This is a genomic window from Mycobacterium sp. E787 (genome assembly GCF_001668725.1).
Taxonomy (GTDB): domain Bacteria; phylum Actinomycetota; class Actinomycetes; order Mycobacteriales; family Mycobacteriaceae; genus Mycobacterium.
This window is the reverse complement of record NZ_LZKL01000042.1, coordinates 19,014-31,814: the sequence shown is the minus strand read 5'-3', so window position 1 is coordinate 31,814 and position 12,801 is coordinate 19,014. Positions and strand designations below refer to the sequence as shown.

Below are 12,801 nucleotides of genomic sequence, written 5' to 3'. Positions count from 1 at the left end.
GCATGTCGTTGGCCGCCGCGCTGTTGCTGCTTGCTGCCGTGCTGGTGTTCGCGGTCGCCCGCCCGCGGGGGCTGCCGGAGGCGGTGGCTGCGGTCCCGGCGGCGCTCATCCTGGTGGCGATCGGCGCGGTCTCGGTGCATCAGGCCACCGAGGAGGTGGCCGGGCTCGCCGGGGTCGTCGCTTTCTTGGGCGCGGTGCTGGTGCTGGCCAAGCTGTGCGACGACGAGGGCCTGTTCGAGGCGGCGGGCGCGGCGATAGCGCGGGGGCGCGTCGGGTCGGGCGGCCTGCTGCTGCGGGTGTTCGTCATCGCGTCGCTGATCACCGCCGTGCTGAGCCTGGACGCCGCGGTGGTACTGCTGACCCCGGTGGTGCTGGCCGCCGTCCGCCGGCTGCGCACCCCGGTGCGGCCGTACGCCTACGCCACGGCCCATCTGGCCAACGGGGCCTCGCTGCTGCTGCCGGTCTCAAACCTGACCAACCTGTTGGCGTTTCACACCGCCCACGTCTCATTCACGAAGTTCACCGCGCTGATGGCGCTGCCGTGGCTGGGCGCGGTGGCCACGCTGTACGTGATCTTCCGGTGGTTCTTCGCCGCCGATCTGCGCGTGCAGCCCGACCCGGAGGAACTGGGACCCGCACCCCGGCCGCCGCTGTTCGTGCTGGTGGCGGTCGGGTTGACGCTGGCCGGTTTCGCGGTCGGCCAGTCCGTCGGCGTCGACCCGGCGTGGGTGGCGATCGCCGGCGCGTCGGTGCTGGCGGTGCGCAGCCTGAGCCGCGGGCACACCTCGGTGGTCGACATCGCGCGCTCGGCGCACGTGTCGTTCCTGGTATTCGTGCTGGCGCTGGGCGTGGTGGTGCGCGCGGTCATGGTCAACGGGATGGACAGGGCGATGTCGTCGGTGCTGCCGTCCGGGTCGGGCCTGCCCGCGCTGCTCGCGATCGCCGCGATGGCCGCCGCGCTGGCCAACGTGGTCAACAATCTGCCCGCGACGCTGGTGCTGCTGCCGCTGGTCGCGCCGGGCGGGGCGGCGGCCATCCTGGCCGTCCTGATCGGGGTCAACATCGGCCCCAACCTGACCTACGTGGGTTCGCTGTCAAACCTGTTGTGGCGGCGCGTGCTGCGCCGGCACGACGTCGAGGCAGGTGTGGGCGAGTACACCCGCCTCGGGCTGTGCACGGTGCCGGCGTCGCTCGTGGTCGCGGTGCTGGCGCTGTGGGCCTCGATGCGGCTGCTCGGCGTCTAGGCGCAGGCCCGCGACCGGGCGAGGATGGGTCGCGCGGCGACCACCGTGAGCGGCGTGTCCAGCGGGAAATCGGACTCCAGCGATTCGATGTCGGCCGCACGCACGATCGTCGCCAGCGCGAGCGTGGCCTCCAGCATCGCGAAGTGATCGCCGATGCAGGAGCGCGGCCCGCCGCCGAATGGCAGGTACTGCCAACGGCTTCGGCCCTTCGATCGCTCCGGCAGGAAGCGGTCCGGATCGAAGCGCAGCGGGTCCTCCCACGCCGCGGGATCGCGGTGCAAGGCGTAAAAGCTCACCATGGCCATGGTTTCGGCCTCGACCCGGTGACCGTCCACCACGATGTCGCAGGTGGGCGCCCGCATCGTTCCCGCGGCGGGCGGGCACAACCGCAGCGCCTCGTGCAACACCCGCACGGTCAGTCCGAGGCCCGGCACGTCCTCCGGGGTCAGCGCCCGTTCGCCCAGCGCGGCGACCTCAGCGCGCACCCGTTCCTGGATGTCGCGGTGGTGGCCCAGGGACCACAACGCGTACGTGAGCGTCGTCGAGGTGGTGTCGTGGCCCGCGAGCATGAAGAGCACCAGCTCGTGACAGATTTCGTCGTCGGTCAACGGCCTGTCGGTCTCGGGATCGATCGCCGCCATGAGGGAGCGCACCAACGGGGCGTCCCGGTCGGGATCGTCGCGCACGGCGTGCAGGATCTCGGCCGCCAGCCGGTGCAGGGTCTCGTTGGCGCGGCGGGCGGCGCGCTGGCCGCGCGTGGGCAGCCACCGCGGCGGGTTCACCGGCCGCGCCGCGCGGTCGCCGACCCATGTCAGCGAGGTGCGCAGCGCACGGCCCACCTCGTCGGCGCGCTCGTCGAGGTCGAGGCCGAGCACCGAGCGCCCCAGGGCGCGCAGGGTCAGCTTGCGGCACTCGCTGTCGAGGTCCACGACCGCGCCGTCGCACCAACCGTCGGCGACCGACTGCGCCGCCGCCGCCATGTGCCCCGAGTAGTCGGCCACCTGACGCTTGGTGAACATCGGCTGCAGCGCGCGCCGCCGCGGTAACCAGCGCTCGTGCGGGAGATCAAGCAGGTTGCCACCCATCAGCGCGTGCATCTCGACCATGGTGCGGGTGCGGCCACGGTCGGCGACCTCGTCGGTGCGCCCCAGCACGTCGCGGGCGCCCTGCGGGCTGGAGATCAGCACCAGGTTGGGCAGCAGCCACTTCGGACCGAGCACGATCCTGGTGATCGGTCCGCCGGCATCCACCAACGCCTGCATACCGTCGATATAGGACCGCACCGCCTTGACCTGCCGCCAATACGGCAGCGGATTCTTGGGGGCCAGCGAACGAGCTTCGGATTTCTCCAGCATCTCGACCATGCGGACTCCTTTGTCGCATGGCACCGTACGGCCGCAATCGATGTGTCCGCATGCGTAGTCGGCTACCCCAATGAGCGGGGCCCGGCGTCAGCCCGTCCCGCCGTCGCCCGGCCCGGATCTGACGATCGATGCCAGTTCCTCGCGGGACTGGGCCCCCACGCGCTGGCAGGCCCGGTACACGTGGCCCTCCACCGTCCGCACCGACATCACCAGCTTCTCGGCGATCTGGCGGTTGGACAGGCCGGCCACGACCAGCTCGACGACATCGCGCTGGCGGCCGGACAGCTTGAGACCCGCCGGAGTGCGCAGCGCCGGAGTGCACAAGCCGCCACATTGGTCGGCCAGTTCCTTGGCCAGCGCCGCGGCATACAGTCCGCGCCGATGCCGCTGGCTCTGGTCGAACGCGACGGAGGCCTGAGCCGCAGCGTCGGCGGCCGTGGCCCGATCGCCGATCCGCCGGTACGCCGCCGATGCCGCCAGCAGGCCCTCCCCGTCGCCGGCGAGCAGACTCTCGGCATGCAGCGCCACGGCGTCGGCCAGCGGCAGCGACAACGCCCGGGCGAGTTCGCGGGCCCGCGCCGCCTGCGAGGCATCCCCCCATTGCGCCGCGGCCTGGACGCAGGCCAGTTCATGCGTGGGCTGGCCACGATCGCGGGCGAGTTGCGCCGCTTCCCGGGCACTCGTCACCGCCTCGCTCAGCCGTCCGCTCGCCGCCATCGCCCACCCACCGGCCAACGAGAACGCGGTGTGCATGAACAAGAAGTCGGGCTGCACACATGACCGCGCCCCGTCGACGGCGTCATTCGCCTCGGCGACCTGTCCCAGCTTGGCATGCGCCTCGGCCAGCGCGAAGTAACTGGCCGCCCGCAAACCGCTTGTGACTGCGTGCCTTTCGGCCCCGGCAAGCGCCTCGTGCACCAAGCGGGCCGCCGCGGCGGCGGCGCCGCGAACCAGTTCGGCGTTGCCCAACATCAAGGCCAGGTTCGCGTACGCCAGACCCGGAACATCGCGGGACGAATCGGCCAGTTGCTTTGCCGTGCTGACGAATTCGTCGATGCGTCCGGTCAACCGGCAGGCGCGGCCGTAGACGGCCGCGAACCAGAACCGCATGTGCGACGCCTGGAACGACGTCGTCGCGCGCCGCAAGGCCTGCTCGGCCACGACCGCCAGCTCGTCGACCTCCCCCAACGCCCCCATCGCCATGATCAGCGCCATTGACGCCATCATTGCGTGGAAGCCGGGCAGGGCGTCGAAATCCAATGCGGCTCTGGCCCTTTCGGCCGCGACTCCGCAGCGCGCCGACACCGCGTCCAGGCAGGCCTGCACGGCGAGACGCTCCGCCGTCTGCGCGGGGGTTTCGTCGCCTGCGGCGAGGTCTTCCAGGATCGCCGCCGCCACCTGCGGCTTGCCCAGCATCCACGTCAGGTTGGCCGCGCGTACCGTCGCCCAGTGGTGGCGGTCGGGCGAGGCCGTGTCGGCCAAGTCGCGCAGCGCCGTCTCGGCCTCCTCGCCGCGCCCGAGCAGCACCAGGTTCATGGCCCGCACCCCGGCCGCTCCGGGCGCCCCGGCTTCCGTGGCCGCCGCGGCGAACCGGTCGGCCAGATCCAGATCCAGCATGGTCATGGCGTGTCGCGCGGAATCCAGATACAGCTCGGGCTCGGGGTCGAGATCCGATTCGAGCGTCAGCAGCGCGCGTCGCACGGTTGCCTGCATGTCGGGGTCGCCCTCGCGCGCCAATCGAGTCGCCAGCCTGCCCCGGATCGCCGACAGATACATCTCCCCGGCGCTCGCGCGGCGCAGCTCACCGAACAGCGGGTGCGCCAGCCGGGCCATCAGGCCGCCGCCGGCACGCTCGACGCTGACCATGCCCATGCTCTCGGCGACCGCCAGATCACGGCGGCGGACCAGATCGATCAGCACGTCGACGGCCAACGGCTCGCATTGCGACAGCGTGTCGACCACCAATGCCACACCGGGGCTGAGCCGACCCATCTGGCGTGCCACCGTGTCGGACAGGTTCGCCGAGACCGCGACGTCACCGTCCCACATCCACACCCCGGCCAATTGCCGCATCCGCCCCGCCGCGATCTGATCGCTGAGCAGCTGCCGCAGGAACAGGGTGTTGCCCCCGGTGAGTTTTTGGAACCGGGCCGCGCTGCGCGCATCGACCGGACCGCCGAGCGTGCTTTCGATCAGTTCGCGGGTCGCGGCGGCCGACAGCGGTTCGAGATCGAGGCGGGCCAGCAAACCGTCCTTCCACAACGCCGTCACCGCGTCGGGCTCCTCGGCGCCGGTCCGCATCGTGACGACCAGGCGGGTCCCGCCCGACTGGGCGAGCTGGTGAACGACCAGGGCCGACAACCGGTCCAGCAGGTGGGCGTCGTCGACCCCGAGCACCACCCGCGCCCGACGCTGCTTCGCGACGAACGAATTGATCACCCGGCGCACGTTGGCCAGCGGATCCGACATCGCCTCGCCGAGCGAGCCGATGAACGCCCCCAGCGGCAGAGCGCACGCCGATTCGGTGCCGACGATCCACTTCGTCCGCTCACCCGACTCCTCGGCGCGGCGCAGCACCTCGCGGGCCAGGCGGGTCTTGCCCACGCCCGCGGCTCCGGCGATCAACACGCCGGAGTGCCTGCCAGCGCCGCTCAGGGCGCGGTGAATGATTCCCAGCTCACTGTCGCGCCCGGTCAACGGCTCGCCGCTGATCACGTGGCGACTATAACGGCGCCCAGGCCCGCGCGGGCGGCATCCGGCGGCCGAGTTATCGGCGTTTCGGTGCGCCGCTATGCGTCCGCCACCGCTTTGCTGACGTCAGCGGGCGTTGATGCCGAGCACGCGCTGCTCGAACACAGCCGCACCCCCGCCCGACAGCGCCAGCTCACGAACGACAAGGGCGGACGATCCGTCCAACAGGTGCGCGTCATCGACGCCAACCACGAAGCGGCCGCGGTGTTGTTGTGCGACAAAGGAATTGATCACGCGCCGCCCGTTTGTCATCGGATCCGGCATCGCCTCCGAGCAGGCCGATGAACGCCCCGCGGGGCAACGCGCGCGGATTCGCCGCCAGCGGCCCGCCGCTGGTCACTGGGGGTCTACAACCGGTCGTATCCGCAGCGAACGGGCCAATTCGTGCGCGTTTCCTAAGCACTCCGGTTACGCGCCGATTCAATTGCGTAGCGCACTACGCTATCGGCGCCAGTGGTCCGCTGTGAACATGGCTTTCGTTAGCTGGAGGACCGGCGAAGGCGGTGCGCTGTGGGTAACACCGAGGCCAGGATCGGCAATCACGCGGTGGTGTTGGGAGCAAGCATGGCCGGCCTGCTGGCCGCGCGGTCGCTCGCCGACTTCTTCGACACGGTCACGGTGGTGGAGCGCGACGCCCTGCCGGACACCGACGGCGATCGCCGAGGTGTGCCGCAGGGCCGGCACCTGCACGCCCTGTTGCCCCGTGGGGCCCAGGTGCTCAGCGAATTTTTCCCGGGCATACTCGACGAGCTGGTCCGCGACGGCGCGCAGTACTTCGACGGGCGCGACCTGTCCCGGCTGCACTACAACGTGGGCGGGCACCTGCTGACGCGCACCGGCAGCGCCCCGTCGTTTTCGGCCTACTGCGCGACACGGCCGTTCCTGGAGGGTCACGTCCGCAGGCGAGTGCGCGACATCGCCAATGTCACCGTGCTGGACGAGCACGACTTCGTGGCGCTGACCGCGACGCGCGATCGGCAACGCATCACGGGGGCGCGGGTGAGCAGCCGCGGGACCGGCGAACGCACCGCGCTGGACGCCGATCTGGTCGTCGATGCCACCGGGCGCGGTGCTCGCACCCCGACGTGGCTGGAGGCTTTGGGGTACGAGCGTCCGCGTGAGGATCGCGTGGTGGTGCACCTGACCTACGCGAGCCAGCGGCTGCGCATGACCAGGGATCTGCCACACGAGATGGGTTTCCTCGTCGGGGTCGTACCAGGCAGGCCGAGAGGCGTTGGCCTGCTGCACTGCGAGAACGACACGTGGCTGTTCACCGTGATCGGCATAGCCGGCCACGAGCCCGCCCACGACCTTGCCGCCATGTGCGAGTTCGTGGCGGACTGTGCACCCGCGCACCTGCTCGACGCGGTGCGCCGCGCCGAACCCGTCGGCGAGCCGGTGCGGCACAAGATGCCGTGCAGTCGTTGGCGCCGTTACGACAAGCTGAGCCGCTTCCCGGCTGGGCTGCTGGTCACCGGCGATGCGATCTGCAGCTTCGACCCGATCTACGGCCAAGGCATGACGGTTGCCGCGCTCGAGGCGCTGGCGCTGCGCGATTGCTTGTCCGGCGGCACCGAGGATTTGGCGCGGCGGTTCTTCCGCGCGGCGGCAGCACCGATCCGACAGGCGTGGCAGCTGGGGGCCAACCCCGACCTCGCCCTGCCGGAGGTCGAGGGCACCCCACCGCTGATGTCGAGACTGCTGAACGGATACGTCGAACGCGTTCTGGCCGCGGCGGAATCCGACGCGGTCATCGTCGATCAGTTCACCAGGGTGACTTCGCTGCTCGACCCCGCGTCCCGGCTGTTGCGCCCGGAGATGATCTGCCGGGTTGCCCGCGCGCGCCTACGTAAGCCGCGTGATCGATCGATCGGCGTGACCGAGAGGCCGATCGTCTTTCCGGCAGTCCGCTCGCCGGAGCCGGCCGATGCGGATGACAGCGTCATCTTGAGCTGGTAAGCACCCTATTGCCGGGCCCATGACTGCCGCGCTGGCCTGCACGCAGTGCGTCGATGTCGTGACTAACCACGGTGGTAGGCAGGCGGCAGCGGCATCGCGAGGCCGGCCATGACGCCGCGCAGCCGCGTCGGGAAGTCGGTGATGATGCCGTCGACGCCGTATCCGATCTGTGTGCGCATGGCGCCGGCGTCGTTGACGGTCCATGGAATCACCTTGAGCCCCAACGCATGCGCGCGGTCGACGTAGGCCTTGCCGGTGACCAGCGCGTAGTTCGGCGAGACCATGTTGGCGCCCACCAGCAGCGCGCCGATCATCGGATCACCGACCACGGCGGCGTCGATGCCGTTCAGCCACGGCGAGCCCGGCGCCCACGTCTGCTCGTTGTACAGGGCCACCAACGGGATCGACGGCTCCGCGCGGCGCACCATGGGCAGGGTCCGCCAGTCGAAGCTCTGAATTTCCACCCGGTCGACCTTGCCCGCCGACCTGACCGCCGCCAGTATCACGTCGACGAATTCCTGGGGTCCGGCCGAGGCGTCCGGCTTGTCGGCCTCGACCTTCGTCTCGACGTTGAAGCGCACCCCGGCGTGATAGGAGTCGGTGAGCGCGAAGACGTCGGGCAACGTCGCTATCTTGTTGCCGCGCACCACTTCCGCGTCGGGGAACTCGGCCAGGCGCTCGCCGCAGTCGAGCGTGCGGATCTCGGCGAGCGTGAGGTCGTGCACGCGCTTGCCGACGTAGGGATACGCCGGGTCGCCCGCGAAGGCAGGCGCCGTGTCGGCGCACTTCTCCGCGTCGATCGTCGGGTCGTGCCACACCAGGGGCTCGGAGTCCTTGGTTATGCCGATGTCGAGTTCGAGTGTGCTGACGCCCAATTCGAGCGATTTGGCGAACGCCCGCAGGGACTCCTCGGTGGTCTCCCCGCGTCCGCCGCGATGGGCCTGCAGGTCGAACTCGGCCGGTTGCGCCGAAGCCGGCGGCGCGACAAGCACAGCCAGCGCCAGCAGCGCGCCCAAACTTCGCGAGCAGACGCAAAAGCCCCGAAAACATCGGCGTGTCGGGGGCTTTTGTGTCTGCCCGCGCAGAGACGTCACCCCCTGCGCTGACGGGCGATTTCGGCGAGCACCACCCCGGCGGCAACCGAGGCGTTCAGCGATTCGGTGCGACCCGCCATCGGAATCGATACCACCTCGTCGCAGGTCTGCCGCACCAACCGCGACAGGCCCTTGCCCTCCGAGCCGACGACCACGACCAGTGGGTCGGTGCCGTCCAGCTCGTCGACGGCGGTGTCCCCGCCGGCGTCCAACCCGACGACGCGGATCCCGGCGTCGGCCCAACCCTTCAGCGCCCTGGTCAGATTGGTGGCCCGGGCCACCGGGAGGCGCGCCGCGGCGCCGGCGCTGGTGCGCCAGGCGACCGCCGTCACCGAGGCCGACCGCCGCTGCGGGATCAGCACGCCGTGGCCGCCGAACGCGGCGACCGAGCGCACGATGGCGCCGAGGTTGCGGGGATCGGAGATGTTGTCCAAGGCGACCAGCAACGCGGGCGGACTGTCAAGAGCCGCCGCGAGCAGGTCGTCGGGGTGGGCGTAGTTGTACGGCGGCACCTGCAGCGCGATGCCCTGGTGCAGGTGGTTGGCGGTCATCCGGTCCAGGTCGGCGCGTGGCACCTCCAGGATGGCGATGCCCAAGTCGGCGGCGCGGGCGACGGATTCGGTGAGCCGCTCGTCGGCTTCGGTGCCGAGGGCGACGTACAGTGCGGTCGCCGGGACACCGGCGCGCAGGCACTCCAGCACCGGGTTGCGGCCCAGCACGGTTTCGGCCTCGTCGGTGCGCTTGGCGGGACGGCGCGGCTGCGACTGGGCCCGCTTGGCGGCCGGGTGGTGGGGGCGCATATGCGCCGGCGGCGTGGGCCCGCGGCCCTCCAGCCCGCGGCGGCGCTGGCCACCGGAGCCGACGGTAGGGCCCTTTTTGGTGCCGGATTTGCGTACCGCCCCGCGGCGCCGCGAGTTACCGGCCATCTACTTGCCGTCACCGCCCAGCGTCCACTGCGGCCCGTCGGCGGTGTCGGTGACCTCGATACCGGCGTTCTTGAGCCGATCCCGGATCTCGTCGGCCAGTGCCCAATTGCGTTGCTGGCGCGCCTTTTCCCGGTTTTCGATTTCGGCCTGCACCAGCACGTCGACGGCGGCCAGCGCGGCCGACGTCTCGTCGCGGGATTCCCAGCGCTCGTCGAGGGGGTCACAGCCCAGGATCCCCATCATCGCCCGGATCGCGCCGGCGTGTTTCAGCGCGCCCTCGTGGTCGCCGGACTCCAGCGCCCGGTTCCCCTCGGCGCGGACGTGGTGAATTTCGGCGAGCGCGGCCGGGACCGCCAGATCGTCGTCGAGCGCCTCGGCGAACTTCGGCGTCCACTCCCCCGGCTCGACCGCACCGACCCGGCTGCGCACGCGGTGCAGGAACTCCTCCACGCCCACATAGGCCTTGACCGCATCCTGCAGGGCCGTTTCGGAGAATTCCAGCATCGACCGGTAATGGGCGCTGCCCAGGTAGTAGCGCAGTTCGGCCGGGCGCACGCGCTGCAGCATCGCCGGGATGGCCAACACGTTGCCGAGCGACTTGCTCATCTTCTCGCCGCCCATGGTCACCCAGCCGTTGTGCAGCCAGTAGCGGGCGAATCCGTCACCGGCGGCGCGGCTCTGCGCGATCTCGTTCTCGTGATGCGGGAAGATAAGATCCATTCCGCCGCAATGGATGTCGAATTCCGGGCCGAGGTAGGTGCGGGCCATCGCCGAGCATTCCAGGTGCCAGCCCGGGCGGCCGCGGCCCCACGGTGAGGGCCACGACGGCTCGCCGGGCTTTTCGCCCTTCCACAACGTGAAGTCGCGCTGGTCGCGCTTGCCGGTCGCCGCGCCCTCACCTTGATGGACGTCGTCGATCTTGTGCCCGGACAGTTGGCCGTATTCGGGGTAGCTGAGCACGTCGAAGTAGACGTCGCCGGCCGAGGCGTACGCATGGCCGGTTTCGATCAGGCGTTCCATTAACTCGACCATCTGGGTGATGTGCCCGGTGGCTCGCGGCTCGGCGGACGGCGGCATCACGTCCAGGGCGTCGTAGGCGGCGGAGAAAGCGCGCTCGTAGGTGGCCGCCCACTCCCACCACGGCCGGCCGGCCGCGGCGGCCTTGGCCAGGATCTTGTCCTCGATGTCGGTCACGTTGCGGATGAACGCGACGTCGTAGCCGCGCGCGATCAGCCAGCGGCGCAGGATGTCGAACGCCACCCCGCTGCGGACGTGCCCGATGTGCGGCAGTCCCTGGACCGTGGCGCCGCACAGGTAGATGGAAACGTGCCCGTCGCGCAGCGGGACGAAGTCACGCACGGCACCGGCTGCCGTGTCGTGTAGCCGCAGGCGGGCGCGATCGGTCACGACGTGCCAGCTTACCTGCCCAATTGCCGCGACCTGCGACGGCGAGCGTCACGGCGGAGTGACCGTCGGCACCGAGCGCCACCCCGGCGAGTCGTTCGGGTCTCGCGGAGCTAGTCGGTGGGGAACACCAGCGCGGTGGCGACGGCGGCCAGTCCCTCGCCCCGTCCGGTCAGGCCGAGGCCGTCGGTGGTCGTCGCCGACACCGATACCGGCGCCCCCAGCAGATCGGACAGGACACTCTGCGCCTCCGCGCGCCGCGGACCCACCTTCGGCCGGTTGCCGATCACCTGGACGGCGGCGTTGCCGACGCGATAGCCCTGCCCCGCCATCAGGCCGACCACGTGGCGCAGCATGTCGGCGCCGCTGACGCCCGCCCAGCGCGGGTCGTCGACACCGAACACGGCGCCGATGTCGCCCAGCCCCGCCGCCGACAGCAGCGCGTCGCACAGTGCGTGCGCCGCCACGTCCCCGTCGGAGTGGCCGGCGCAGCCGTCGGCGCCGGCGAACAGCAGGCCCAGCAGCCGGCACGGGCGCCCTGCTTGGATCGGGTGCACGTCGGTGCCAAGCCCGACCCGGGGCAGGCCGGTCACCGGCGCACGATCGCTTGGGCCAACACCAGGTCGAGCTGCGTGGTGATCTTGAACGCCAGCGGGTCGCCGTCGACCACCTGCACCTGGCCGCCGACATGCTCGACGAGGGACGCGTCGTCGGTGAAATCCGCGGTGACCGCGCGTTCATAGGCACGCAGCAGCAAGCCGGTGGCGAAGCCCTGCGGCGTCTGCACCGCCCGCAGGCCCGCCCGCTCCGGCGTGCCCAGGACCACCCCGTTGGCATCCACGGCCTTGATGGTGTCAGACAGCGGCAGCGCGGGCACGACGGCGCCGTGGCCCGAACGCAGCGCGTCGACCACCCGCACGATCAGCCCAGGTGGGGTGAGTGCCCGGGCGGCGTCGTGGACCAACACGAAATCAGCGGGCGCGGGCAATTGGGGAAGCACTGCCAAAGCAAGACGGACCGAATCGATACGGCCGGCCCCGCCGGCGACGACCGTAGTGTGGCCGCCGAGGACTTGCTTGGCTTGGTCGATGCGATCGGCCGGGACGGCCGCCACGACATGGTCGACAACCCCGGACTCCAGCAACCCCGCGACGGCGCGTTCGAGCAGCGTGTGACCGTCGAGCTCACAGAATGCTTTCGGAATGCCGGCCCGCAGCCGTTCCCCTGACCCCGCGGCGGGGACCACTGCGACAACTGTGCCCCCGACCACCGGAGCTCAGGGCCTTCAGGAAGCGGCGGCCAGAACCTCGTCGAGGATGGTCTCCGCCTTGGCGTCGTCGGTGCTCTCGGCCAGCGCCAACTCACCGACAAGAATCTGACGGGCCTTGGCCAGCATGCGCTTCTCGCCGGCGGACAGGCCGCGCTCCTGGTCACGACGCCACAGGTCGCGCACCACCTCGGCCACCTTGTTCACATCGCCGGAGGCGAGCTTTTCCAGGTTGGCCTTGTAACGGCGGGACCAGTTGGTCGGCTCTTCCGTGTGCGGCGCGCGCAACACCTGGAACACCTTGTCGAGGCCCTCTTGCCCAACGACATCGCGGACACCGACGTATTCGGCGTTTTCTGCGGGCACTCGAACGGTCAGATCCCCCTGCGCAACTTTCAAGACGAGATACTCTTTTTGTTCCCCTTTGATGGTGCGGGTTTCGATCGCCTCGACTAACGCAGCACCGTGGTGTGGATAGACAACGGTGTCGCCGACCTTGAAGATCATCTGATTAGAGCCCCTTTCGTTACTTCAGTCTAACACGCCGGCCCCAGGCTTGTGGAACAACGTTGCAGGTCAGGGGCACATCGCGCGCAGGTTAGGGGTTGACAGGCGGAGCAAGACGTGCAAGGGCTCACAATACGCTTGTCCTCATTCGTCCCGAGCAAGCACCCCACCCAGGCCCCACGAGACCTCGCCAGGCTGGTCTGGCGCCCTGCGCTACCGCCGCCACGGCGTTCCTACTACTGTGCATAGTTGCATAGTCGAACCGCTGAAATGACAAGTCATGGT

11 protein-coding genes are annotated in these 12,801 nt (G+C 70.3%); 2 read left to right on the top strand and 9 right to left on the bottom strand.

The genetic code is table 11. From position 1 onward, the window contains the following. Positions 1-2 precede the first annotated feature (2 nt). Complete coding sequence (locus A5705_RS08885) at positions 3-1,244, top strand: SLC13 family permease (RefSeq protein WP_067873023.1); 1,242 nt, start codon at positions 3-5, stop codon at positions 1,242-1,244. On the opposite strand, the gene A5705_RS08880 is transcribed toward A5705_RS08885, so the two are convergent. The 3 genes from A5705_RS08880 to A5705_RS08870 form a co-directional block, all read right to left on the bottom strand. After that, positions 1,241-2,608, bottom strand: coding sequence for a cytochrome P450 (locus tag A5705_RS08880; RefSeq protein WP_067873020.1), 1,368 nt, complete (start codon positions 2,606-2,608; stop codon positions 1,241-1,243). The two genes, A5705_RS08885 and A5705_RS08880, sit on opposite strands and share 4 nt — an antisense overlap. Positions 2,609-2,695: 87 nt before the next feature. Continuing rightward, positions 2,696-5,323: a LuxR family transcriptional regulator gene (locus tag A5705_RS08875; protein ID WP_067873017.1), complete on the bottom strand. Its 2,628-nt coding sequence runs from the start codon at positions 5,321-5,323 to the stop codon at positions 2,696-2,698. A gap of 102 nt (positions 5,324-5,425) precedes the next feature. Then, positions 5,426-5,623 carry a hypothetical protein gene (locus tag A5705_RS08870; protein WP_068276885.1) on the bottom strand — a complete coding sequence of 66 codons (198 nt, stop codon included), beginning with the start codon at positions 5,621-5,623 and terminating at the stop codon, positions 5,426-5,428. Positions 5,624-5,923: 300 nt separating this feature from the next. On the opposite strand from A5705_RS08870, the gene A5705_RS08865 reads away from it, so the two are divergent. Continuing rightward, positions 5,924-7,318, top strand: a complete 1,395-nt coding sequence (locus tag A5705_RS08865; RefSeq protein WP_068276961.1) for an NAD(P)/FAD-dependent oxidoreductase — start codon at positions 5,924-5,926, stop codon at positions 7,316-7,318. A 62-nt stretch (positions 7,319-7,380) separates the two neighbouring features. Here A5705_RS08865 and A5705_RS08860 read toward each other — a convergent pair whose 3' ends face one another. From A5705_RS08860 to carD, 6 genes are all read right to left on the bottom strand, one after another. Further along, entirely contained in the window at positions 7,381-8,334 is a 954-nt protein-coding gene (locus A5705_RS08860; protein ID WP_068276882.1) for a glycerophosphodiester phosphodiesterase, read from the bottom strand. Between the two features lie 74 nt (positions 8,335-8,408). Further along, the gene (rlmB, locus tag A5705_RS08855) at positions 8,409-9,338 is read right to left on the bottom strand and encodes a 23S rRNA (guanosine(2251)-2'-O)-methyltransferase RlmB (RefSeq protein WP_067873008.1); all 930 of its coding nucleotides are present in this window, start codon (positions 9,336-9,338) and stop codon (positions 8,409-8,411) included. Continuing rightward, entirely contained in the window at positions 9,339-10,745 is a 1,407-nt protein-coding gene (gene cysS / locus A5705_RS08850) for a cysteine--tRNA ligase (protein ID WP_067873005.1), read from the bottom strand. Positions 10,746-10,855: 110 nt separating this feature from the next. Continuing rightward, on the bottom strand, positions 10,856-11,335 hold the full coding sequence (gene ispF / locus A5705_RS08845; RefSeq protein ID WP_067873002.1) for a 2-C-methyl-D-erythritol 2,4-cyclodiphosphate synthase: 480 nt from the start codon (positions 11,333-11,335) through the stop codon (positions 10,856-10,858). After that, the gene (gene ispD / locus A5705_RS08840; protein WP_067872999.1) at positions 11,332-12,012 is read right to left on the bottom strand and encodes a 2-C-methyl-D-erythritol 4-phosphate cytidylyltransferase; all 681 of its coding nucleotides are present in this window, start codon (positions 12,010-12,012) and stop codon (positions 11,332-11,334) included. The genes ispF and ispD overlap by 4 nt, the downstream gene beginning before the upstream one ends. Before the next feature lie 15 nt (positions 12,013-12,027). Next, complete coding sequence (gene carD / locus A5705_RS08835) at positions 12,028-12,516, bottom strand: RNA polymerase-binding transcription factor CarD (RefSeq protein ID WP_003419482.1); 489 nt, start codon at positions 12,514-12,516, stop codon at positions 12,028-12,030. Positions 12,517-12,801 lie beyond the last annotated feature (285 nt).

Excerpts from the sequence above, each read along its gene's own strand:
- rlmB (WP_067873008.1), bottom strand. The coding sequence starts at position 9,338 with ATGGCCGGTAACTCGCGGCGCCGCGGGGCGGTACGCAAATCCGGCACC.
- A5705_RS08870 (WP_068276885.1), bottom strand. The coding sequence starts at position 5,623 with ATGCCGGATCCGATGACAAACGGGCGGCGCGTGATCAATTCCTTTGTC.
- A5705_RS08885 (WP_067873023.1), top strand. The coding sequence starts at position 3 with ATGTCGTTGGCCGCCGCGCTGTTGCTGCTTGCTGCCGTGCTGGTGTTC.
- A5705_RS08865 (WP_068276961.1), top strand. The coding sequence starts at position 5,924 with ATGGCCGGCCTGCTGGCCGCGCGGTCGCTCGCCGACTTCTTCGACACG.
- carD (WP_003419482.1), bottom strand. The coding sequence starts at position 12,516 with ATGATCTTCAAGGTCGGCGACACCGTTGTCTATCCACACCACGGTGCT.
- A5705_RS08880 (WP_067873020.1), bottom strand. The coding sequence starts at position 2,608 with ATGGTCGAGATGCTGGAGAAATCCGAAGCTCGTTCGCTGGCCCCCAAG.